Consider the following 22,042-nt stretch of genomic DNA (forward strand, 5'->3'; position numbering starts at 1 on the left):
CAATGAGATTGGCCAGCGTGCCACTGATTATTGTTTTTACTGCTGCAAAACACCGCCAGATTACCAGCGCGTTTATTTTTAGCAATACGTGATATGTATAAAAAAACGACAAAGCTCGATAAAAGTGAAATGACCGGCAGATTTTAACGATAAGTAGTGAAAAACAGGCGAAATTTAATTGCGTTTGCTTGACACAAGTCACGACGGAACGCAGAACAATGTTGCGAACAATGTTAATATTCTCTCTTCAATTTAACGCGCTGTGGCGATTGAAGCGGCAAGAGTTATTGCATATAACCCGGCCGTTTTGATGGTTATTTGGCTACATGCCGTTAACACATCGACTGTCGCGCAAACAACGGAAGGGGGATTCAAGGGAATGCGCGTTACCCCAGTTTTTCACTGCGAGAAAGTTCATGTTGGGCGTGCCGTTGTGCGCACTGCCCGGCAATCCTGGCATCGTCAGCACCCGCCTCTGGGGCCGGTCAGACGTGTAAACCAAACTACATCGTATAAATCCTATGATTAAGATCAGAAAAGGGTTAGATCTGCCGATAGCCGGAGCCCCGGTTCAGGCGATCCAAGATGGCCCGAACATTCAGCATGTCGCCCTGCTTGGGGAAGAGTATGTCGGAATGCGTCCCTCCATGCTGGTGCAGGAAGGCGATACCGTTAAGAAAGGCCAGGCGTTGTTCGAAGATAAGAAAAACCCCGGGGTTTTCTTCACGGCTCCCGCCAGCGGCCGCATCGTCGCGATTAACCGCGGCGAGCGGCGCGTCTTGCAATCGGTGGTGATTGCGCTGGAAAACGGCGGCGACGATCAGCTCGAGTTTGCGCATTATCCGTTGGGTGAACTCAGCCAACTGCCGCGCGAACAGGTCGAAAGCGAACTGATCGCCAGCGGCCTGTGGACCGCGCTGCGCACCCGCCCGTTCAGCAAAACGCCAAGCCCCGGCAGCGAACCGCGCGCCATTTTCGTCACCGCGATGGATACCCAACCGTTGGCCGCCGATCCGCAGGTGATCATCGCCGAACAGCAGGCGGCGTTCAACGCCGGGCTGGTGGTCTTGGCGCGTCTGACGGCGGGCAAGGTACACGTATGCCACGCCGCCGGCGCCTCGGTTGGCCAGCAGAGCGGCCCGCAGATCGCCTACAGCGAATTTGCCGGCCCGCATCCCGCCGGGCTGGTGGGCACCCACATTCACTTCCTTGAACCGGTCAGCCTGAAGAAAACCGTTTGGCACATCGGTTACCAGGACACAATCGCCATCGGCACCCTGTTCACCACCGGTAAGCTCGATACCCGCCGGGTCGTGGCGCTGGCCGGGCCGCAGGTGGCGCAGCCGACGCTGCTGCGCACCCGCCTGGGAGCCAGCCTCGATGAGCTGACCGCCGGCCGCCTGAAAGAGGGCGAGAACCGGGTGATCTCCGGTTCGGTGCTGAACGGTATGCAGGCCGCCGGGCCGAACGCCTGGCTGGGCCGTTTCCACTCGCAGGTGTCGGTGCTGGAAGAAGGGCGCGACAAAGAGCTGTTCGGCTGGATCGTGCCGTCGCCGAACAAGTTCTCCATTACCCGCACCACGCTGGGCCACTTCCTGAAAAACAAACTGTTCGCCTTCTCGACCACCACTAACGGCGGCGAACGCGCCATGGTGCCGATCGGCAACTATGAGCGGGTGATGCCGCTGGATATTTTGCCGACGCTGCTGCTGCGCGATTTGCTGGCGGGCGACAGCGACAGTGCGCAGGCGCTGGGCTGCCTGGAGCTGGACGAGGAAGATCTGGCGTTGTGCACCTTCGTTTGCCCCGGCAAGTATGAGTACGCGCCGGTGCTGCGCGAGGTGCTGACCAAGATTGAGCAGGAAGGATAACCGATGGGCCTGAAGAATTATTTTGAGAAGATAGAGCATCACTTCACGCCGGGCGGCAAACTGGAAAAGTGGTACCCGCTGTATGAAGCGACCACCACGGTGTTTTATACCCCCGGCACGGTGACGCGCGGCGCTTCGCACGTGCGCGACGCCATCGATTTGAAACGCATGATGATCCTGGTGTGGCTGGCGGTGTTCCCGGCGATGTTCTGGGGCATGTACAACGTCGGCCAGCAGGCGATCCCGGCGCTGCACCATCTGTACAGCGGCGACGCGCTGCAACAGGTGCTGGCGGGCGACTGGCATTATCGCCTGGCGCAGTGGCTCGGCGCCTCGCTGGCGGCCGACGCCGGCTGGGTCAGCAAGATGGTGCTGGGTGCCTGTTACTTCCTGCCGATCTACGCCGTGGTGTTCGTCGTCGGCGGCTTCTGGGAAGTGCTGTTCGCCATTATCCGCAAGCATGAGGTCAACGAAGGCTTCTTCGTCACTTCTATCCTGTTCGCGCTGATCGTGCCGCCGACCCTGCCGCTGTGGCAGGCCGCGCTGGGCATCACCTTCGGCGTGGTGGTGGCCAAAGAGATCTTCGGCGGCACCGGGCGCAACTTCCTCAACCCGGCGCTGGCCGGCCGCGCCTTCCTGTTCTTCGCCTATCCGGCGCAGATCTCCGGTGACTTGGTGTGGACCTCCGCGGACGGTTTCTCCGGCGCGACGCCGCTGGCGCAGTGGAGCGCTGGCGGGGCGCACAGCCTGAGCAACGTGGCCACCGGCCAGTCCATCAGTTGGCTGGACGCCTTCCTCGGCAACATTCCCGGCTCCATCGGTGAAGTCTCCACGCTGATGATCCTGATAGGCGGGGCGATTATCCTGTTCGGCCGCGTGGCCTCCTGGCGCATCGTCGCCGGCGTGATGCTCGGCATGGTGGCTTCCGCCCTGTTGTTCAACGCCATCGGTTCGGACACCAACCCGATGTTCGCCATGCCGTGGTACTGGCATCTGGTGCTGGGCGGCTTCGCCTTCGGCATGATCTTTATGGCGACCGACCCGGTTTCCGCCTCCTTCACCAACAAGGGGAAATGGTGGTACGGCATTCTGATCGGCGTGATGTGCGTGCTGATCCGGGTGGTCAACCCCGCCTATCCGGAAGGCATGATGCTGGCGATCCTTTTCGCCAACCTGTTCGCGCCGCTGTTCGATTATCTGGTGGTGCAGGCCAACATCAAGCGGAGAAAAGCCCGTGGCGAATGAAGCGAAAAACGACGGCATCGGTAAAACGCTGCTGGTAGTGCTGCTGCTGTGTCTGGTGTGTTCAGTGGTGGTGGCGGGCTCCGCCGTCGGCCTGAAGTCCAAACAGCAGGAGCAAAAGCTGCTCGACAAGCAGCGCAATATTCTCGACGTAGCCGGCCTGTTGCAGCCGAAAATGGAGAGCGAGCAGGTCAAGCGCCTGTATAGCGAGCGCATCGAACCGCGCCTGGTGGATCTGAACAGCGGCGAATTTGTCGCCGGCAAGGCGGCGGCGTTCGATCTGGGCGCCGCGCTGCGCGACGACGCCAAAAGCGTGGCGTTGCCCGCGGGCGACGATCCGGCCGGCATCAAGCGCCGCAGCAACCAGGCGGAAATCTACCTGGTGCGCGATGAAAGCGGCCAGGTGAACAAGATTGTGTTGCCGGTATACGGCACCGGTCTGTGGTCGATGATGTACGCCTTCGTGGCATTGGATAACGACGGCAACACGGTCAAGGGCATCACCTACTACGACCAGGGGGAAACGCCGGGGCTGGGCGGTGAGGTCGAGAACCCGTCCTGGCGCCAGCAGTGGGTCGGCAAGCAGCTGTTCGACGACAACGGCCAGCCGGCGATCCGCGTGGTGAAAGGCGGCGCGCGTCAGGGGGACGTACACGGGGTGGATGGCCTGTCCGGCGCCACGCTGACCTCCAACGGCGTGCAGCATACGTTTGATTTCTGGTTGGGCGAGCACGGCTTCGGTCCGTTCCTGAAAAAAGTTCGTGAAGGAGCGTTGAAAAATGGCTGATTCCAAAGAGATAAAGCGGGTCCTGCTGGGGCCGCTGTTCGACAATAACCCGATCGCCCTGCAGGTGCTGGGCGTCTGTTCGGCGCTGGCGGTGACCACCAAGCTGGAAACGGCGGTGGTGATGACCATTGCGGTGACGCTGGTGACCGCGTTCTCCAGCTTCTTCATCTCGCTGATCCGTCATCATATTCCCAACAGCGTGCGCATCATCGTGCAGATGGCGATCATCGCCTCGCTGGTGATCGTGGTCGATCAGCTGTTGCGCGCCTATGCGTTCGAGATCTCCAAGCAGCTGTCGGTGTTCGTCGGCCTTATCATCACCAACTGCATCGTGATGGGGCGCGCCGAGGCCTACGCCATGAAGTCGCCGCCGATCGAGAGCTTTATGGACGGCATCGGCAACGGGCTGGGTTACGGGGTGATCCTGGTGCTGGTCGGTTTCCTGCGCGAGCTGATCGGCTCCGGCAAGCTGTTCGGCGTTCCGGTGCTGGAAACGGTGCAGAACGGCGGCTGGTATCAGCCGAACGGCCTGTTCCTGCTGGCGCCGAGCGCGTTCTTCATCATCGGCCTGCTGATCTGGGTGCTGCGCACCCTGAAGCCGGCGCAGATCGAAAAGGAGTAAAGGCCGATGGAACACTATATCAGCCTGTTTGTGCGCGCGGTGTTCGTCGAGAACATGGCGCTGGCGTTCTTCCTCGGGATGTGTACCTTCCTGGCGGTGTCGAAGAAGGTCTCGACCGCCTTTGGCCTGGGCATCGCGGTGACCATCGTGCTCGGCATTTCGGTGCCGGTGAATAACCTGGTCTACAACCTGATCCTGCGCGACGGCGCGCTGGTGGAGGGCGTCGATCTGAGCTTCCTCAACTTCATCACCTTCATCGGCGTGATTGCGGCGCTGGTGCAGATTTTGGAGATGATCCTCGATCGCTTCTTCCCATCGCTGTATAACGCGCTCGGCATCTTCCTGCCGCTCATTACCGTGAACTGCGCCATCTTCGGCGGCGTGTCCTTCATGGTGCAGCGCGACTACAACTTTGCCGAATCGGTGGTGTACGGCTTTGGTTCCGGCACCGGCTGGATGCTGGCGATCGTTGCCATGGCGGGGATCCGCGAAAAACTCAAGTATGCCAACGTGCCGGCAGGGCTGCGCGGTCTGGGCATTACCTTTATCACCACCGGACTGATGGCGCTGGGCTTCATGTCCTTCTCCGGTGTTCAGTTGTAAAGGCGGGAAGAATTTATGGAAATTATTTTAGGCGTAGCGATGTTCACCGCCATCGTGATGGTGCTGGTGTTGCTGATCCTGTTCGCCAAATCGAAGCTGGTGAACACCGGCGACATCGCGGTGGAAATCAATGGCGATCTGGATAAAAGCTTCCATGCGCCGGCGGGCGACAAGCTGCTCAACGTGCTCTCCAGCCAGGGGATCTTCGTCTCCTCGGCCTGCGGCGGCGGCGGCTCCTGCGGCCAGTGCCGGGTGGTGATCAAAGAGGGCGGCGGCGATATCCTGCCGACCGAGCTCTCGCACATCAACAAGCGCGAAGCGAAAGAAGGGTGCCGCCTGGCGTGTCAGGTGAACGTGAAGCAGAACCTGAAGATCGAGCTGCCGGAAGAGATCTTCGGCGTGAAGAAATGGGAGTGCGAGGTTATCTCCAACGATAACAAAGCCACCTTTATCAAAGAGCTGAAGCTGAAGATCCCCGATGGCGAAGACGTGCCGTTCCGCGCGGGCGGTTTCATCCAGATCGAAGCGCCGGCGCACGACATCAGTTACGCCGACTTCGACGTGCCGCAGGAGTATCGCGGCGACTGGGACAAGTTCAACCTGTTCCGCTACCGTTCGACGGTGAACGACACCACGGTGCGCGCCTACTCGATGGCCAACTACCCGGAAGAGAAGGGCATCATCATGCTCAACGTGCGTATCGCCACGCCGCCGCCGAACAATCCGGACGTGCCGCCGGGCATCATGTCTTCCTATATCTGGTCGCTGAAGCCGGGCGACAAGGTGACCATCTCCGGGCCGTTCGGCGAGTTCTTCGCCAAGGACACCGACGCCGAAATGATCTTTATCGGCGGCGGCGCGGGCATGGCGCCGATGCGTTCGCACATCTTCGATCAGCTCAAGCGTTTGAACTCGAAACGCAAGATCACCTTCTGGTACGGCGCGCGTTCGCTGCGCGAGATGTTCTATGAAGACGACTTCAACCAGCTGCAGGCGGAGAACGAAAACTTCACCTGGCACGTGGCGCTGTCGGATCCGCAGCCGGAAGATAACTGGACCGGCTACACCGGCTTTATCCATAATGTTCTGCTGGAGAACTACCTGAAGAACCACCCGGCGCCGGAGGACTGCGAGTTTTACATGTGCGGGCCACCGATGATGAACGCCGCGGTGATCAAGATGCTCAAAGATCTGGGCGTCGAAGACGAAAACATCATGCTGGATGACTTTGGTGGCTAAATGCGCGCATTGGCGATGAAGAACTGGCTGACGGGCGTGGCGCTGAGCGCCACCCTGCTGCTGACCGGCTGCGGGCCGGAACAGGTGGACCTGACGGGTAAAACCATGGGCACCTCGTATTCGATCCGTTACGTGACCGGCGAAGATACGCCGTCGGCGCGCGAGATGCAGGCGGAGATCGACAAACGGCTGGAGCAGGTGAACGATCAGATGTCCACCTACCGGCCGGATTCCGAGCTGAGCCGCTTCAACGCCAGCCGCGACATTGACCGGCCGTTCCCGGTTTCGCCGGCCACCGCCGAAGTGGTGCGCGAAGCGCTGCGCATCAACCGCGTCACCGATGGCGCGCTGGACGTGACCGTCGGGCCGCTGGTCAACCTGTGGGGCTTCGGCCCGGAAGGGCGGCCGGACAAAGTGCCGAGCGAGGCGGAGCTGGAGCATCGCCGCGCCTGGACCGGCGCCGACAAACTGTCGGTGCAGGGCAGCGCGCTGGTGAAAAGCATCCCTGAGCTGTACGTCGATCTGTCGTCGATCGCCAAAGGGTATGGCGTGGACGTGGTGGCGGAATATCTGCAGTCCCGGCATGTGAAGAACTACATGGTGGATATCGGCGGCGAGGTGCGCACGCGCGGGCATAACGGCGAACAAAAGCCGTGGCGCATCGCCATCGAGCGCCCGACCGCCGGTACGCAGCAGCAGGCGCAGCTGGTGATCCAACCCGGGGAGATGTCGATCGCCACCTCGGGTGACTATCGCAACTACTTCGAGCAAGACGGGGTGCGCTATTCGCACACCATCGATCCGATCACCGGGCGCCCAATCCATCATCGGTTGGTGTCGATCACCGTGCTGAGCCCGACCTGCATGACCGCCGACGGCCTGTCCACCGGCCTGAACGTGATGGGGCCGGAGCGCGGCATGGCGCTGGCCAACCTGCTCGGCATCCCGGTGTTCATGATCGTGAAAACCGCCGACGGCTTTGAGGAGCGTTATTCAGACGCGTTCAAGCCCTATCTGAAAAAGCGTTCGTGAGGTTGCTATGTTGACGGTATTCGCCGCTACCTTCGTGTTGTTTCTGCTGATCGTCGGCGGCATGTCGCTGGGCTATGTGTTCAAACGCAAAAGCCTGCAGGGCAGCTGCGGCGGCATCACCGCGCTGGGCATGGAGAAAGTCTGCGACTGCCCGGAGCCGTGCGATGCGCGCAAAAAACGCGAAGCCAAAGCGGCGCAGCGGCGCGAGCAGTTGGAAAAGCACCGCATTCTGTAGCTGTAGCGAAAACCCGGCCTTGGCCGGGTTTTTTATTTGAGGCCTTGCCGAAAGGCGCATGAACGTTTGGCTGGGCGCGATTAACAATGGCGTGAATTTTCAGGGCGTAACGGATAAAACGATCGCCAGAAAATACGAATATACGCTTTCTCAGTTTCTTAAGCAGAGGTAACAGGATGAACCGCATTATTTTGGTTGGAACACTGGCTTTGCTGCTCGCCGGCTGCATGCACATGAACGATCCGAGGCCAAGAAACTACGCGGCCAACGTCACTGTCGTTGATAACCACGTTTGTGTGCGGGTTCAACCTGAAGGGGACGAGCGCTTGGCCGGCGTCATTATCGAAGAAATCGGCAACGCCAACGCTATCTTAGGCAAGCACTTCACGGATAACGAGATGCCTGCGGTCACCGCGGCTACGTGCATTCCCGACGATAATTATAAATTCGAAGACGGGAAGTCTTACGGGGTATCGGTGACGCTGTTGTCGCCGGATAAACGAAATAAAGGCCTTGAGCCTGCCGCCCGGCTATTCGGCGTTGGGTTTAGTGTTCGCAATGAAAATGGCATCATCCAGGTAGTTCCTGCTCGCTAACGGATGTTGAAAGCCATACGGGCATAAGGTGGGATGTCGAACCGCCTTATGCCGTAGCCGGTTATTTATTTCGCCTTGCGGAAGCTTTTCGCCTCGGCCGGGGAGTTAACCATCACGCCGTCGGCGCCCAGCGCCAGCGCCTGCTGATATTCCTGCGGCGAGTTGACCCCGAACAGGATGATGTGCGCCGGGCCCTGCGAGCGGAAACAGTCCATCGACTCTTTATCCCAGGTCAGAAATGCCTTCGAACGCCCTTCGCCGAGGGTATATTTCTCTACCACCTCCACCTCGCGTTTCAGCTCCAGCCCGTACCAGCGCGGCTGCCGGTTGTCCGGTTTGACGTCGCACTGGTGCGCCATGGTGACGTTGGCCAGCAGCGTGCGGGTCTCGTCGCGGCTTTCAAAGCGCGGGATGGCCGGCGGCAGCGCCTGCAGGTATTTGGCGTCGGTAGAGTAGACGCGGGTGCGGTTCAGGCTGTTGGTGCTTTGCAACGTCGCCAGCAGCGCCTGGCCAAACTGCGCCGGATCGGCGTCCGGGGATTTGATGTCCAGATAAAAGGTGACGTGCGGAAACGCCTTCAGCACGTCGTCGAGCCGCGGAATGCCGATGCCCTGGCCGCGGAACGGGTGGGCGTCACCCTTGGCGAAGGCCCAGCCGGCGTCGGTCTCGGCCAGCTGCGCGGCGGTATAGGCAGAGACCGGGCCCTGCCGGTTGGTCAACGCTTTCAGATCCGAGGGGCGATACAGCACGATGACGCCGTCTTTGGATTCTTGCAGGGTGATCCAAATGGCGTCGGCGCCGTTTTTCAATGCCGTTTCGATAGCGATGCGGGTGTTTTCCGGCGCATCGGCGGTGCCGCCGCGGTGGGCGACGATCGCCGGCGCATGACCGGCGGCGGCGCTGGCCGCCAGCGCGCTCAGCGACAGCGCGGAAGCCAGCAGCAAATGAGAAAATCTGATCATGTAGGATACCTTGTCGTTATCGTTGTGGAGAGCCGCACGGGATGGCGGAAATCATACTATTGAAAAATTAAGCTTTTTTAACAACGCGGAAATATCTGGCGGAAACGCCGCTTTCCTCGAGCTCCGCGGCCTTGAGCTTTCGGCATCTGACTGTATACTTATACAGTATTACTGGAGGGTGCGATGCGTAAAATCATTCATGTCGATATGGACTGCTTCTTCGCGGCGGTGGAAATGCGCGACGATCCCAGCCTGCGCGATATTCCGCTGGCGATTGGCGGCAGCGCCGATCGGCGCGGGGTGATCAGCACCGCCAACTACCCGGCGCGGCGCTACGGCGTGCACAGCGCCATGTCCACGGCGATGGCGCTCAAGCTGTGCCCGCATCTCACCCTGTTGCCGGGGCGCATGGCAGCCTACAAAGAGGCCTCGCTGCACATCCGCGAAATCTTCGCCCGCTATACCCCGTTGATCGAGCCGCTGTCGCTCGATGAAGCCTATCTCGACGTGACAGACAGCCCGCAATGCAACGGCTCGGCGACGCTGATCGCCCAGGAGATCCGCCAGGCGATCGCCGACGAACTGAACCTCACCGCGTCGGCCGGCGTCGCGCCGATCAAGTTTCTCGCCAAAATCGCCTCTGAGATGAACAAGCCGAACGGGCAATACGTGATCACGCCAGCGCAGGTGCCGGCGTTTTTGCAGCAGCTGCCGCTCAGCAAGATCCCCGGCGTCGGCAAGGTGACTGCCAAGCGGCTGGAAGAGGTGGGGCTTATCACCTGCGCCGACGTGCAGCAATACGATTTGGCGCAGCTGCTCAAGCGCTTCGGCAAGTTTGGCCGGGTGTTGTGGGAGCGGTGTCAGGGCATCGATCGGCGCGAAATCTTAGCGGAGCGGCTGCGCAAATCGGTGGGGGTGGAGCGCACGCTGGCGGAAGACATTCACGACTGGGAAGACTGCGAAACGCTGATTATCGACAAACTCTATCCCGAGCTGGAGATGCGGCTGCGCAAGGTAAAGCCGGATCTGCACATCGCCCGGCAGGGCGTGAAGCTGAAGTTTCAGGATTTTCAGCAAACCACCCAGGAGCACGTCTTCCCGGTGTTGAACCGGCAGGATTTGCTGGAGGTGGCGCGGCAGGCGTGGCGCGAGCGGCGTGAAGGGCGCGGCGTGCGGCTGGTGGGGTTGCATGTGACGCTGCTCGATCCGCAGCTGGAGCGGCAGCTGGCGCTGCCTTGGGAATAAAAAAGCCGGCGAGTCGCCGGCTTTTTGCGTTAAGCGCGCAGATTACGCGCGCTCAGGGATCGCTTTCAGCAGCGAGGTCAGCAGCTTCCAGTACAGACCGACGCTTTCGATATGCACTTGCTCATCCGGCGAGTGCGGGCCGGTGATGGTTGGCCCGATCGATACCATATCCATGTTTGGATACGGCTTTTTGAACAGACCGCATTCCAGACCGGCGTGGATCACCATGATGTTCGGCGTCTTGTTGAACAGCTCCTGATACAGCTCGCGCACCAAGTGCATCACCGGCGAGTCGGCGTCCGGCTGCCAGCCCGGGTAGCCCCCCTTCGGCGCTACCTTGGCGCCGGCCAGCTGGCCCAGCGCGGTCAGCATCTCGACAACGTAATCTTTGCCGCTGTCGATCAGGGAGCGGATCAGGCAGATGATTTCCGCTTCGTTTTCGCTTGTGGTGACTACGCCGACGTTCAGCGAGGTTTCCACCACGCCTTTCACCGCGTCGCTCATGCGGATCACGCCGTTCGGTGTGCCGTTCAGTAGCGCCAGGAAGCGTTGCTGGCTGTCGGCGCTCAGCGCCTGCGAAGCGCTGGTGGTCGGCTCCAGCAGCACGGTGATGTTCTTCTCTTTGGCGGAGAGTTCGTTCTGCAGCACGGCCAGGAACTCTTGGCTCAGCGCTTTCAGCGCGTCGGCTTTTTCTGCCGGCACCGCTACCACCGCGGAGGCTTCACGCGGGATGGCGTTGCGCAGGGTGCCGCCGTTCAGGTCCAGCACGCGCAGGTTCAGCGCCTCCGCATGGGCGAACAGGAAGCGCGCCAGCAGTTTGTTGGCGTTGCCCAGCCCGACGTGGATCTCGGCGCCGGAATGGCCGCCTTTCAGGCCCTTGAGGGTCAGCTTCAGGGTTTGGTAACCGGCCGGCACCGCTTCGCGCTGCAGCGGCAGGGTAGTGATGAAGTCGATACCGCCGGCGCAACCCATGTAGATTTCGCCTTCTTCTTCGGAATCGGTATTGATCAGGATGTCCGCCTGCAGCCAGTTCGGCTGCAGCCCGAAGGCGCCGTCCATCCCCGCTTCTTCGGTCATGGTCAGCAGGACTTCCAGCGGGCCGTGCTCAACGCTGTCGTCGGCCAGCACCGCCAGGGCGGAGGCCATGCCGATGCCGTTATCGGCGCCCAGCGTGGTGCCGCGCGCTTTCACCCACTCGCCGGCGATATAAGGCTGGATCGGATCCTTGGCGAAGTCGTGCACGGTGTCGTTATTCTTTTGCGGCACCATGTCCAGGTGCGCTTGCAGCGCCACCGGCTTGCGATTTTCCATGCCTTTGGTGGCCGGTTTGCGCAGCAGGATATTGCCGACCTGATCGCGCTCGGCGTGCAGGTTCTTTTCTTTGGCCCAGGTGAGGATGTGCTGCGCCAGCGCTTCTTCATGATAAGAAGGGTGCGGGATAGAACAGATCTTGGCGAAAATATCCCACAGCGGCTGTGGCGAAAGCTGAGACAATTCAGACACTATAAGTCTCCTGTGACGGCAAGCTCCGACAGGACGGGCGTGCCGCGCGGTTAAGGTGAGCGGGTATCTGTGCGTCGTGGCACGATCGTCAGAGAATATCACTTTATTTCCGGCGGTGCGCGCCCCGTATTGTGTGGTTTAAGCGCTTGATCACACGGCTTCGCTGCGGGAACGCTCGTTTTTTCAGCATCAATCACCGAAAAGCCGCCCGGCGGAAATCGCGAGGATTTCCTCGGTACAGCTGGAATTCAACGCGGCCAGTCTCTATAATCTCGCGCAACCTTTTTTCCCCTGAACTATAAAGTAAGCCGCTTCACCAGCCGGCTGGGACACGATTCTATGAGCGAAAAATACGTTGTTACCTGGGATATGCTGCAAATACACGCACGCAAGCTGGCGCACCGCCTGCTGCCTGCCGACAAATGGACGGGCATCATTGCCGTCAGCCGCGGCGGCCTGGTGCCGGCGGGCCTGCTGGCGCGCGAGCTGGGCATCCGCTATGTGGATACCGTCTGCATTTCCAGCTATGACCATGACAACCAGCGCGAAATGAAAGTGCTCAAGCGCGCCGAAGGCGACGGTGAAGGCTTCATCGTGGTGGACGATCTGGTGGATACCGGCGGCACCGCGAAAGCGATCCGCGACATGTATCCGAAAGCGCATTTCGTCACCATCTTCGCCAAGCCGGCGGGCCGTCCGCTGGTGGACGACTACGAAGTCGACATCCCGCAGGATACCTGGATCGAACAGCCGTGGGACATGGGCGTCAGCTTCGTTCCCCCTATCGGCGGTCGCTAAGTCCAGCCAGTTCCAGCCCAACGCCCGGTTATGCCGGGCGTTTGTTTAATGATAAACGTGATGGCGTTGTCAGGCTTACCGAAGGCAAGATATAAAAAATAAGGAAAATCAATTTATTGATTTTCGGCCGTTGACCACAAAGGAGGAAAAACCACGCTTTTTCCTCCTTTGTCAGCCGCCTGACGCCCGGTTATGCCGGGCGTTTGCGTTATCTTGGTTTATCCCGCCAGAGTTAGGTACACTACCTCCAGTTAAGTAGGCCTTTTGCGGCCTATCGCCAGATTTACGGAGGCTGTTGTTACCATGGCACAGGCCAACCTTTCTGAAATTCTTTTCAAGCCCAAATTCAAACACCCTGAAACCTCGACGCTGGTGCTGCGCGCGCGCAACAAAGTGAGCGCCGCCATGCATTCCGCATTGGAAGGCGACACTACCGGCAGCTGGTATCGCATGCTGAACCCGCTGCTGTGGGCCTGGCGCGGCGTCAGCCCGATCGAAATCCACGAAGTGCTGGCGCGTATCGCCGCCTCGGACGCCGAGCGCAGCAATCCGCAGCGGCTGGATACCGTGGTGGGCTACCGCAATGGCAACTGGATCTACGAGTGGATCCATCAGGGCATGCAGTGGCAGCAGCGGGCGATGGAGCAGCAGGATCCGCTGGTCGGCGGCGAGTACTGGCTGAAGGCCGCGAGCCTGTACAGCATCGCCGGTTACCCGCACCTGAAGGGCGACGAGCTGGCTGAACAGGCGGAGATGCTCGCCAACCGCGCTTACGAAGAGGCGGCGCTGCTGTTGCCGTATCAGCTGAAAGAGCTGGAGTTCCGCATCGAAGGCGGCGGCTGCGTCACCGGTTTCCTGCACATGCCCGAGAAGGGCGAAGCGCCGTTCCCGACGGTGCTGATGTGCGGCAGCCTCGACACGTTGCAGACCGACTACCACCGCCTGTTCCGCGACTACCTGGCGCCGCACGGCATCGCCATGCTGACGCTCGATATGCCGTCGATCGGCTCCTCCTGCAAATGGAAGCTGACGCAGGACTCCAGCTACCTGCACCAGCAGGTGCTGATCCAGTTGGCCTCGGTGCCGTGGGTGGATCATCAGCGGGTGAGCGCCTTCGGCTTCCGTTTCGGCGCCAACGTGGCGGTGCGATTGGCCTACCTGGAGCCGCAGCGGCTGCGCGGCGTGGCCTGCCTGGGGCCGGTGGTGCATCGCCTGCTGTGTGACAGCAGCACCCAGCTGAACGTGCCGGACATGTATATGGACGTGCTGGCCAGCCGCATGGGCATGGCTAACGCCTCGGACAACGTGCTGAAGGTGGAACTGAACAGCTACTCGCTGAAAATGCAGGGGCTGCTGGGGCGCCGCTGCCCGACGCCGATGATCTCCGGCTACTGGGAGCGCGATACGCTCAGCCCGAAAGAGGAGTCGCAGCTGATCGTCACCTCTTCGGTGAGCGGCAAGCTGATCGCCATCCCGCGCACCCCGGTTTACGACAGCTTCCATCGGGCGTTGCTGCAGATGTCCGGTTGGCTGAAGGATAAAATGCGTTAATTAGTTGCTAAATTTTAACAGTTTGTTAAAAAGAGTGGTCTACATTGAGGAGGTTAGAGAATGACGTTACCGAGTGGTCACCCTAAAAGCCGACTAATGAAACGTTTTGCCAGCTTGGGGCCGTACCTGCGTGAAGGGCAATGTGAGAACGACCGGTTTTTCTTTGATTGTTTGGCCGTCTGCGTCAATGTAAAGCCCGCTCCGGAGAAGCGTGAGTTCTGGGGCTGGTGGATGGAGCTGCAGGCGGAAGAGGCGCGCTTCACCTATTCGTACCAATTCGGCCTGTTCGACAAAGAAGGCGACTGGACGGCGCAAAACATTAAGGATGATGAAGTGAGCGCCAAACTGGAAGACACCCTGCGCGACTTCCATCGCCGCCTGGGCGAGCTGCTGGCGACCATGGAACTGGGGCTGGAACCCGCCGACGATTTCAAAGAAAAACTGATCAAACTCTCCGCCTGACCCCGTTTGACCACGTATTGTGCTGATTTCGCGTTGTGCCTGTTGGCATAACGCGTCTCTCCTGTTACAAAGACCTTTGCACTCTTCTTCTCATCATTACACACGGCAGAAATACTATGAACGGCAGCCAGACATTGGTTGTGAAATTGGGCACCAGCGTGTTGACCGGCGGCTCGCTGCGTCTTAACCGCGCCCACATCGTCGAATTGGTGCGCCAGTGCGCGCAGCAACACGCCGCGGGCCACCGCATTGTCATCGTCACCTCCGGCGCCATCGCCGCCGGGCGCGAGCACCTGGGCTATCCCGAGCTGCCCGCCACCATCGCCTCCAAGCAGCTGCTGGCGGCGGTGGGGCAGAGCCGGCTGATCCAGCTGTGGGAACAGCTGTTCTCCATTTACGGCATTCACGTCGGGCAGATGCTGCTGACGCGCGCCGATCTGGAAGACCGCGAGCGCTTCCTCAACGCGCGCGACACCATGACGGCGCTGCTGGACAACCGCATCGTGCCGGTAATCAATGAGAACGACGCCGTCGCCACCGCCGAAATCAAGGTGGGCGACAACGATAACCTGTCGGCGCTGGCGGCCATTTTGGCCGGCGCCGACAAACTGCTGCTGCTGACCGATCAGCAGGGCCTCTACACCGCCGATCCGCGCAACAACCCGCAGGCCGAACTGATCCGTGAAGTGCACGGTATCGACGACGCGCTGCGCGCCATCGCCGGCGACAGCGTCTCCGGTCTGGGCACCGGCGGCATGGGCACCAAGCTGCAGGCGGCCGACGTGGCCTGCCGCGCCGGCATCGACGTGGTGATCGCTGCCGGCAGCAAGCCGGGCGTGGTGGCGGACGTGATCGAAGGCAAACCGGTGGGCACCCGTTTCCACGCGCTGGAAACCCCGCTGGAAAACCGCAAGCGCTGGATCTTCGGCGCGCCGCCGGCCGGTGAAATCACCGTCGACGACGGTGCGGTGGAAGCGATGATGGCGCGCGGCAGCTCGCTGCTGCCGAAAGGCATCCGCGAAGTGAAGGGCGACTTCTCGCGCGGCGAAGTGATCCGCATCCGCAACCAGGCGGGGCGCGATCTGGCGCACGGCGTCAGCCGCTACAACAGCGACGCGATGCGTATGATCGCCGGGCACCACTCGCAGGAAATCAGCGAGATCCTCGGTTATGAATACGGTCCGGTGGCAGTGCACCGCGACGATATGATTGTCAGTTAAGGAGTGAGCATGCTGGAGCAGATGGGGAAGGCCGCCAAGCAGGCCTCCTGGCAGCTGGCGGTTCTGAGCACGGCGAAGAAGAATCAGGTGCTGTCGGTGATGGCCGACAGGTTGGAAGCCAACAGTGAAGCGATCCTGCTGGCGAACGAACAAGACATGGCGCAGGCGCGCGCCACCGGTATGAGCAGAAGCGCTGCTCGATCGCCTGTTGCTGACCCCGGCGCGGCTGGCGGCGATCGCCAACGACGTGCGCCAGGTATGCCGCCTGAACGATCCGGTCGGCCACGTGCTGGACGGCAACCTGCTGGACAGCGGGCTGAAGCTGGAGCGCCGCCGGGTGCCTCTCGGCGTGATCGGCGTGATTTACGAGGCGCGGCCGAACGTCACCATCGACGTCGCCAGCCTGTGCCTGAAGACCGGCAACGCAGTGATCCTGCGCGGCGGTAAAGAGACGCACAACACCAACCAGGCGACGGTGAAAGTGATCCAGCAGGCGCTGGAACAGTGCGGCCTGCCGGCGGCGGCGGTGCAGGCGATCGACAGCCCGGATCGCGCGCTGGTGAGCGAACTGCTGCGCCTGGATCGCTATGTCGACATGCTGATCCCACGTGGCGGCGCCGGCCTGCACAAGCTGTGCCGCGAGCAATCGACCATCCCGGTGATCACCGGCGGCATCGGCGTGTGCCACACCTACGTGGATGCCGACGTTGATTTCGACAAGGCGCTGACGGTGATTGAAAACGCCAAGATCCAGCGCCCTAGCGCCTGTAACTCGCTGGAGACGCTGCTGGTGAACCGCAGCATCGCCGCCGAGTTCCTGCCGGCGCTGAGCGCCAAAATGGCGGCGGCGGGCGTGACGCTGCACGCGGCGGAAAACGCGCTGCCGCTGCTGCAGGGCGGCCCTGCGACGGTGGTGCCGGTGAACGCGGAGGATTACGACGACGAATGGCTGTCTCTGGATCTGAACGTATTGCTGGTGGACGATATCGATCAGGCCATCGACCACATCCGCACCCACGGCACCAACCACTCCGACGCGATCCTCACCCGCTCGCTCAGCAGCGCCGAGCACTTCGTGCGCGCGGTGGACTCCTCGGCGGTGTACGTCAACGCCAGCACCCGCTTCACCGACGGCGGCCAGTTCGGCCTGGGCGCGGAAGTGGCGGTGAGCACCCAGAAACTGCACGCCCGCGGCCCGATGGGCCTGGACGCGCTGACCACCTACAAGTGGATTGGCTACGGCGACGATCTGGTGCGCAGCTAAGGCCGGATTGCGGTAATAAAGAGGTCAGGGCGCAGCGGGCTGCGCCCTGATTGTTTTTGGAAAAGGGGGACTGCACGACAGTCTGGTTGCTTGCAAAACAACCAAACGCCCCGGCGGGCTATTGACTCATTTCGCGCGCAGGTCTACCTTGTTCAACGCACTTCCGGCTTGCCCCGCAGGCCCGAATCGATGCCGATATAGCTCAGTTGGTAGAGCAGCGCATTCGTAATGCGAAGGTCGTAGGTTCGACTCCTATTATCGGCACCATCCTACCTATTTTAACGTCTCCCCAAGTCTACTCAAATACCCTTTAAAGCCTTATAATACGCGGTTTGACGGACCTTATTGTCTCTGCTCGTCTACTCACGTTCACAGAAATCCACGGTGAGCTGGGGGTATCAATGGGGGTATTCGCTGTTCGGTAGGAGATACCCTGTAAGCATACCTGTTTTAGTTCCATGCACTTTTTGAGAGTTCCGGGTTTTCAGCCATAAGTCGGTACTCTTCCGGCGTCAGCTTATTCAAGGGTTCATGAGGCCGCTCGTTGTTATATTCCATCAGCCAGCGCTCGGTAACTTCCCGCGTTTCATTCCCGTCCTGAATCGTAATGCGTATTGCTGGCAAAGGGCATTCCTCCCCTTGCTCAGGCAAGTTATAGCTTTGCTTTTTCCAGCATACGCATGACGAATAGATAGAAGACAGGAACAAAGAATATGGCTAATAATGTTCCACTTATCATACCGCCAAAAACGCCAGTGCCGATGGAGTGCTGGGGCTTATCACTGGCGCCGGTAGCGAGTATTAACGGTACAACACCGAGCGTAAAGGCGAGTGAAGTCATCATAATAGGGCGCAATCGCTGCCGGGATGCCAGCAATATTGCGGAAAAAATATCCATGCCTTGCATTCGTAGTTGTCTGGCGAACTCAATAATCAAAATGGCGTTTTTAGTAGAAAGCCCGATGATCGTTATCATTCCGACTCTAAAAAACACATCATTTGACATGTCAGCAATGAAGACTGCGCAAACCGCACCGATAAGCCCCAACGGCACAACCAACATCACGGCAAAAGGGGTTGCCCAACTTTCATAAAGGGCTGCCAGCACCATGAACACAACAAGAATAGAGAGCAAAATAAGCAATGGAAGTTGTGAAGCTGACTCTTTTTCCTGGAGCGAACTACCTGCCCATTCAGCTTTAAAGCCTTCGGGGAGATGGCTCGCCAGTCTCTCCATCTCTGCCATGGCAGTTCCACTAGAATGCCCATTAGCGGCACTACCTGTCACTCTGAGTGCGGGATACCCTTGATAGCGATTCAATTGCTGCGGTGACAAAGTCCATGATGAAGACACGAATGTTGAAAGAGGCACCATCTCTCCCATTTTATTTTTGATAGAGATTTTGAGTAAATCCGCGAGTTGCATCCGGTAAGCTATGTCAGCCTGAATAATGACCTGCTGAACACGGCCGTTATCAGTGTAATCATTGACATAGTAAGATCCAGAAGCCGCAGAGAGCGCTTCGCCAATTTCATTAAATGATACGCCAAAAGTTTCGGCCTTCTCTCTATCGACCTTTAATGAAAGACTTACACCCTCAGGTAAGCCATCAATAGCTACCCCTCCCAAAACCCTACTTTGATTAGCGTGCACAAGAAGCTGATCTGTTGCCTGTTTCAATGCGTGATAACCTTTTCCACCGCGATCTTCTATGTACATCATAAACTCTGAGGAAGTTCCCATATCAGAAATAGCCGGTGGCAATTGACTGGTTGTTTTACCATCATCAATATCCTTCATTGCGGCCTCAGCAAAATGAGCCTCATCCTGAGCCGTTGCCCCATTTCTATATGGCCAATCTTTTAGTGTTGTAAATGTCATCGCTGTGTTTTGGCCCGAACCGGAAAAACCAAAGCCAAGGATAGAGACATTATTCTCGATGGCACTACGGGTTGCTATCGCCGCCTCGTAGTGTTTCACAACTTCACGAGTACGCTCCATGGTTGCGTCGGAAGGAAGCTGGATTGATGACATAAAATATCCCTGATCTTCCTCAGGCAAAAACGATGAGGGGAGCTTTTTCAGCCCTAGAAAAAGCAGGCCGCAGAGGACAACATAAAGTAACATTACTCGCCCCCCACGTTTCAATATATATATCAATCCCGTTTCATAACGAATAGTTAACGCATTAAATCTGCGATTAAACCAACGTGAAAAGCGACCCGATTGATTCTCTTTTAGTTCATGTGCTTTCAGCAGGGATGCACATAAAGCTGGAGTCAACGTCAACGCCAAAAACGCGGAGAACAAAATAGATACGGCCATAGAGAGCGTAAACTGTTTGTAAATGACTCCCACCGAACCGCTGGCGAACCCCATAGGGATAAATACTGCGGTCAAGACCAGAGTAATACCGACAATGGCGGGAGTAATTTCTTCCATGGCTTGGTGTGTCGCCTGCTTGGGAGGAAGCCCTTTCTCCTCTATCAGACGTTCGACATTTTCCACAACTACGATAGCATCATCTACAATGATGCCGATTGCCAACACCATGCCAAACATGGTCAGTACATTGATGGAAAAACCACTGAACAGCATAACGGTGAACGTGCCCAACAATGCAACCGGTGCCACGATAGCCGGAATAAGCGTGCAACGGAGTTTATGCAAAAAAAGCAGCATAACGAGGAACACCAAAACCATTGCTTCAATGAACGTTTGGATGACTTTCTGTACGGATAATTTGACAAATGGGGCGGTATCAAAAGGGACTGAAAATGCCATCCCTTGTGGCAACGTGCTTGAAAGCTCTTTAAGTCGCGCATGGACGCCGGCAGCCGTACTGATGGCGTTAGCGCCCGGTGATAGTTTGATGGCAGCAGAGGTTGCTGGTTGGCCATTTTCACGCGTTTCAAATGCATAACTTTGCAAGCCCTGCTCTACGCGAGCAATATCAGCCAGTTTTAAACGACCGCCGCTGACATTCGCTTTAAGGGTGATATTGCGAAACTCTTCGACAGAAGAAAGCTGTCCGCTCACAGTAATAGGGTAAGTTACTTTTTGCCCAACAGCTGCTGGAGCATCACCAATCCTACCGGGTGAAACCTGTAGATTCTGTCGGCTAATCGCGGTAATGACATCATTAACCGATAACTTGTAGCTAAACATTTTTATCGGGTCCAACCAGATACGCATTGCCTTTTCTGCACCGAAAAGCTGAACTTTACCTACACCTGGTACGCGGCGCAGTTCATCGGTGATATGACGAGCAAAATAATCACTTAAGTCAGCCTCTTGATACTGGCCTGAAGGTGATTTCAAACCAATCAACATCAGAAAGCCAGAGTTGGCTGACTCCACGTTTATTCCATTCTGCCGCACAACTTGTGGAAGGCGCGCCTCTACCACCTTGATTTGGTTCTGAACGTCTACCTGAGCAAGTTTGATATCAGTACCAGGTTTAAACGTCATTGTTATTGAAGCGACACCCGATGTATCGCTGGACGACTCAAAATAAAGCAGGTTATCTACCCCAGAGATTTCACGCTCAAGCAGTGATATCACGGATGTATTCATGGTATCCGGTGTTGCCCCAGGATAGGTTACAGATATTGTCACACTGGGTGGTGCGACAGCGGGATATTGAGCTACCGGTAACTGGGGGATAGCAAGAACGCCACCAAGTATAATAAATAGTGCGATAACCCAAGCAAAGACGGGGCGTTCAATAAAAAAACGGGACATATAACACCATCCAAATTAATTATAAAGCGGTGATGGATTAATGTGACTGCAAAGCATAAAATGCTATAGTATGCTGAATCAAACCACGGTTCACTTTCCCACCTTATATACACGGTTCCATACTTCAAAAGCATCATGTAATAATAAGGGTGAGCTCATTGTCCAACTTACTCTGATTCTGTATTGACACGTCTACCAATATCCTTGAGTTCGGAATACTTCTCCAGTAATCGAGGTCCATCATCCAGGCTTGTGGCAAACATCCATAAGTAAGTCATTACCGAATAAATATGACCAGCATTGATGTTCACTGAATTGGACATCCATATAATCGTCAGGCTAAACAGCATGGCGACAAGACCACCGACCGACAAATACCCCAATGCTTCACGATCAGAAAGTCTTATGCGCAGCTTGGCAAGCGTAGAATAATGCCGGTTCAAAGATAACGTTGAAGCTTTGTTAACAAAGTCGACCTCTTTTTCAAGGCGATTGTTCAGTTTGTTATAAAGCACCTCATTTTTCCTGGTAAATCCGGACAGAAAACAAGCCAGGAATACCAAGATGGCCAAACATGAAATCCCTGCCCAGAATTCGATGATCAACAACATTACCGCTGCACCTATCATCGAGGAAAGTGATGTAATGAGCGTAGGTAAGTGCAACTCAAAGAAATCGACAAATTCTCTGGACAGTGTCACCCGGGCTGCAACGGTAGAGTGGTTAAGATTATTTCTGCGTTGCGCCATAACAACAGAAACCGCCAGAGCAGCATAAATCTTGGCAAAAGTGCGGGTGTCCACGCTTCTACGTGCAGCTCCCAGACACCAGATAAATAAGATCATCAATCCGTAAAGCACTGCATTAAGCGTCTGCCCGGCCATGATGGCATTGATGGCGATACCAGCCAAAATCGGGTACAGAAGATATGTCAGGTTTTCGGCAACAACCAGAAAAAAGGTGAAGAACAGCTTTTTCTTGTTTCTTTTTGCCAGTAATTTCAATGTATTGCTTGCACTTCCGACTGGCTTTTGGGCTGCGATATTATGACTGCTCATGACGTTT

Annotated in this window: 18 protein-coding genes, 1 tRNA gene and 2 pseudogenes; 16 read left to right on the top strand and 5 right to left on the bottom strand. The window is 57.8% G+C overall.

Features of this window, described 5'->3' with window-relative positions; all coding sequences use genetic code 11:
- Positions 1-521 precede the first annotated feature (521 nt).
- From ACORQT_RS04265 to ACORQT_RS04305, 9 genes are all read left to right on the top strand, one after another.
- Positions 522-1,871, top strand: coding sequence for a Na(+)-translocating NADH-quinone reductase subunit A (locus tag ACORQT_RS04265; protein WP_072628330.1), 1,350 nt, complete (start codon positions 522-524; stop codon positions 1,869-1,871).
- A 3-nt stretch (positions 1,872-1,874) separates the two neighbouring features.
- Positions 1,875-3,116: an NADH:ubiquinone reductase (Na(+)-transporting) subunit B gene (locus tag ACORQT_RS04270; protein WP_016928991.1), complete on the top strand. Its 1,242-nt coding sequence runs from the start codon at positions 1,875-1,877 to the stop codon at positions 3,114-3,116.
- Entirely contained in the window at positions 3,106-3,900 is a 795-nt protein-coding gene (locus tag ACORQT_RS04275; RefSeq protein WP_033641975.1) for a Na(+)-translocating NADH-quinone reductase subunit C, read from the top strand. The genes ACORQT_RS04270 and ACORQT_RS04275 overlap by 11 nt, the downstream gene beginning before the upstream one ends.
- Positions 3,893-4,522: an NADH:ubiquinone reductase (Na(+)-transporting) subunit D gene (locus ACORQT_RS04280; RefSeq protein ID WP_004930232.1), complete on the top strand. Its 630-nt coding sequence runs from the start codon at positions 3,893-3,895 to the stop codon at positions 4,520-4,522. Before ACORQT_RS04275 ends, ACORQT_RS04280 begins: the two co-directional genes overlap by 8 nt.
- A 6-nt stretch (positions 4,523-4,528) precedes the next feature.
- Positions 4,529-5,125 (top strand): NADH:ubiquinone reductase (Na(+)-transporting) subunit E, encoded by a 597-nt coding sequence (gene nqrE, locus ACORQT_RS04285; protein WP_004930235.1) that lies wholly within the window; start codon positions 4,529-4,531, stop codon positions 5,123-5,125.
- A gap of 15 nt (positions 5,126-5,140) precedes the next feature.
- Positions 5,141-6,364 carry an NADH:ubiquinone reductase (Na(+)-transporting) subunit F gene (nqrF, locus tag ACORQT_RS04290; protein WP_033634097.1) on the top strand — a complete coding sequence of 408 codons (1,224 nt, stop codon included), beginning with the start codon at positions 5,141-5,143 and terminating at the stop codon, positions 6,362-6,364.
- Positions 6,365-7,396, top strand: a complete 1,032-nt coding sequence (locus ACORQT_RS04295) for an FAD:protein FMN transferase (protein WP_033651019.1) — start codon at positions 6,365-6,367, stop codon at positions 7,394-7,396.
- Positions 7,397-7,403: 7 nt separating this feature from the next.
- Complete coding sequence (nqrM, locus tag ACORQT_RS04300; RefSeq protein WP_016928987.1) at positions 7,404-7,631, top strand: (Na+)-NQR maturation NqrM; 228 nt, start codon at positions 7,404-7,406, stop codon at positions 7,629-7,631.
- 176 nt (positions 7,632-7,807) lie between these two features.
- Complete coding sequence (locus ACORQT_RS04305; protein ID WP_072628327.1) at positions 7,808-8,227, top strand: putative T6SS immunity periplasmic lipoprotein; 420 nt, start codon at positions 7,808-7,810, stop codon at positions 8,225-8,227.
- A 65-nt stretch (positions 8,228-8,292) separates the two neighbouring features.
- Here the strand turns inward: ACORQT_RS04305 and ACORQT_RS04310 are convergent, their stop codons facing one another.
- Positions 8,293-9,189 carry a glycerophosphodiester phosphodiesterase family protein gene (locus ACORQT_RS04310; RefSeq protein WP_072628326.1) on the bottom strand — a complete coding sequence of 299 codons (897 nt, stop codon included), beginning with the start codon at positions 9,187-9,189 and terminating at the stop codon, positions 8,293-8,295.
- Between the two features lie 183 nt (positions 9,190-9,372).
- Between ACORQT_RS04310 and dinB the strand changes: the two genes are divergently transcribed.
- Positions 9,373-10,434 carry a DNA polymerase IV gene (gene dinB, locus ACORQT_RS04315; RefSeq protein ID WP_042783740.1) on the top strand — a complete coding sequence of 354 codons (1,062 nt, stop codon included), beginning with the start codon at positions 9,373-9,375 and terminating at the stop codon, positions 10,432-10,434.
- Positions 10,435-10,476: 42 nt separating this feature from the next.
- On the opposite strand, the gene pepD is transcribed toward dinB, so the two are convergent.
- Positions 10,477-11,937, bottom strand: a complete 1,461-nt coding sequence (gene pepD, locus ACORQT_RS04320) for a beta-Ala-His dipeptidase (RefSeq protein ID WP_042783741.1) — start codon at positions 11,935-11,937, stop codon at positions 10,477-10,479.
- Positions 11,938-12,276: 339 nt separating this feature from the next.
- On the opposite strand from pepD, the gene gpt reads away from it, so the two are divergent.
- From gpt to ACORQT_RS04350, 6 genes and pseudogenes are all read left to right on the top strand, one after another.
- On the top strand, positions 12,277-12,735 hold the full coding sequence (gene gpt, locus ACORQT_RS04325) for a xanthine phosphoribosyltransferase (protein WP_033651025.1): 459 nt from the start codon (positions 12,277-12,279) through the stop codon (positions 12,733-12,735).
- 303 nt (positions 12,736-13,038) lie between these two features.
- Complete coding sequence (gene frsA, locus ACORQT_RS04330; protein WP_089191218.1) at positions 13,039-14,286, top strand: esterase FrsA; 1,248 nt, start codon at positions 13,039-13,041, stop codon at positions 14,284-14,286.
- 60 nt (positions 14,287-14,346) lie between these two features.
- Positions 14,347-14,748: a sigma factor-binding protein Crl gene (gene crl / locus ACORQT_RS04335; RefSeq protein ID WP_033641981.1), complete on the top strand. Its 402-nt coding sequence runs from the start codon at positions 14,347-14,349 to the stop codon at positions 14,746-14,748.
- Between the two features lie 116 nt (positions 14,749-14,864).
- Positions 14,865-15,968: a glutamate 5-kinase gene (gene proB, locus ACORQT_RS04340; protein ID WP_033651028.1), complete on the top strand. Its 1,104-nt coding sequence runs from the start codon at positions 14,865-14,867 to the stop codon at positions 15,966-15,968.
- Between the two features lie 9 nt (positions 15,969-15,977).
- Positions 15,978-17,232: pseudogene (gene proA / locus ACORQT_RS04345) on the top strand (glutamate-5-semialdehyde dehydrogenase).
- A 191-nt stretch (positions 17,233-17,423) separates the two neighbouring features.
- Positions 17,424-17,499: transfer RNA gene (locus ACORQT_RS04350), tRNA-Thr, on the top strand.
- Positions 17,500-17,682: 183 nt separating this feature from the next.
- Here ACORQT_RS04350 and ACORQT_RS04355 read toward each other — a convergent pair.
- The 3 genes and pseudogenes from ACORQT_RS04355 to ACORQT_RS04365 form a co-directional block, all read right to left on the bottom strand.
- Positions 17,683-17,823 (bottom strand): annotated as a pseudogene (locus tag ACORQT_RS04355) (integrase core domain-containing protein); the annotation flags it as partial.
- 61 nt (positions 17,824-17,884) lie between these two features.
- Positions 17,885-20,977 carry a multidrug efflux RND transporter permease subunit gene (locus ACORQT_RS04360; RefSeq protein ID WP_444859323.1) on the bottom strand — a complete coding sequence of 1,031 codons (3,093 nt, stop codon included), beginning with the start codon at positions 20,975-20,977 and terminating at the stop codon, positions 17,885-17,887.
- A 167-nt stretch (positions 20,978-21,144) separates the two neighbouring features.
- Positions 21,145-22,035: an ABC transporter six-transmembrane domain-containing protein gene (locus ACORQT_RS04365; protein WP_089191224.1), complete on the bottom strand. Its 891-nt coding sequence runs from the start codon at positions 22,033-22,035 to the stop codon at positions 21,145-21,147.
- Positions 22,036-22,042 lie beyond the last annotated feature (7 nt).

It is taken from the genome of Serratia sp. (in: enterobacteria) (assembly GCF_052400455.1).
Taxonomy (GTDB): Bacteria; Pseudomonadota; Gammaproteobacteria; order Enterobacterales; family Enterobacteriaceae; genus Serratia; species Serratia ureilytica.

Coding starts and splice junctions, on each gene's coding strand:
- ACORQT_RS04265 (WP_072628330.1), top strand. CDS start 522: ATGATTAAGATCAGAAAAGGGTTAGATCTGCCGATAGCCGGAGCCCCG.
- ACORQT_RS04270 (WP_016928991.1), top strand. CDS start 1,875: ATGGGCCTGAAGAATTATTTTGAGAAGATAGAGCATCACTTCACGCCG.
- ACORQT_RS04280 (WP_004930232.1), top strand. CDS start 3,893: ATGGCTGATTCCAAAGAGATAAAGCGGGTCCTGCTGGGGCCGCTGTTC.
- nqrE (WP_004930235.1), top strand. CDS start 4,529: ATGGAACACTATATCAGCCTGTTTGTGCGCGCGGTGTTCGTCGAGAAC.
- nqrF (WP_033634097.1), top strand. CDS start 5,141: ATGGAAATTATTTTAGGCGTAGCGATGTTCACCGCCATCGTGATGGTG.
- ACORQT_RS04295 (WP_033651019.1), top strand. CDS start 6,365: ATGCGCGCATTGGCGATGAAGAACTGGCTGACGGGCGTGGCGCTGAGC.
- nqrM (WP_016928987.1), top strand. CDS start 7,404: ATGTTGACGGTATTCGCCGCTACCTTCGTGTTGTTTCTGCTGATCGTC.
- ACORQT_RS04305 (WP_072628327.1), top strand. CDS start 7,808: ATGAACCGCATTATTTTGGTTGGAACACTGGCTTTGCTGCTCGCCGGC.
- ACORQT_RS04310 (WP_072628326.1), bottom strand. CDS start 9,189: ATGATCAGATTTTCTCATTTGCTGCTGGCTTCCGCGCTGTCGCTGAGC.
- dinB (WP_042783740.1), top strand. CDS start 9,373: ATGCGTAAAATCATTCATGTCGATATGGACTGCTTCTTCGCGGCGGTG.
- gpt (WP_033651025.1), top strand. CDS start 12,277: ATGAGCGAAAAATACGTTGTTACCTGGGATATGCTGCAAATACACGCA.
- frsA (WP_089191218.1), top strand. CDS start 13,039: ATGGCACAGGCCAACCTTTCTGAAATTCTTTTCAAGCCCAAATTCAAA.
- crl (WP_033641981.1), top strand. CDS start 14,347: ATGACGTTACCGAGTGGTCACCCTAAAAGCCGACTAATGAAACGTTTT.
- proB (WP_033651028.1), top strand. CDS start 14,865: ATGAACGGCAGCCAGACATTGGTTGTGAAATTGGGCACCAGCGTGTTG.
- ACORQT_RS04360 (WP_444859323.1), bottom strand. CDS start 20,977: ATGTCCCGTTTTTTTATTGAACGCCCCGTCTTTGCTTGGGTTATCGCA.
- ACORQT_RS04365 (WP_089191224.1), bottom strand. CDS start 22,035: ATGAGCAGTCATAATATCGCAGCCCAAAAGCCAGTCGGAAGTGCAAGC.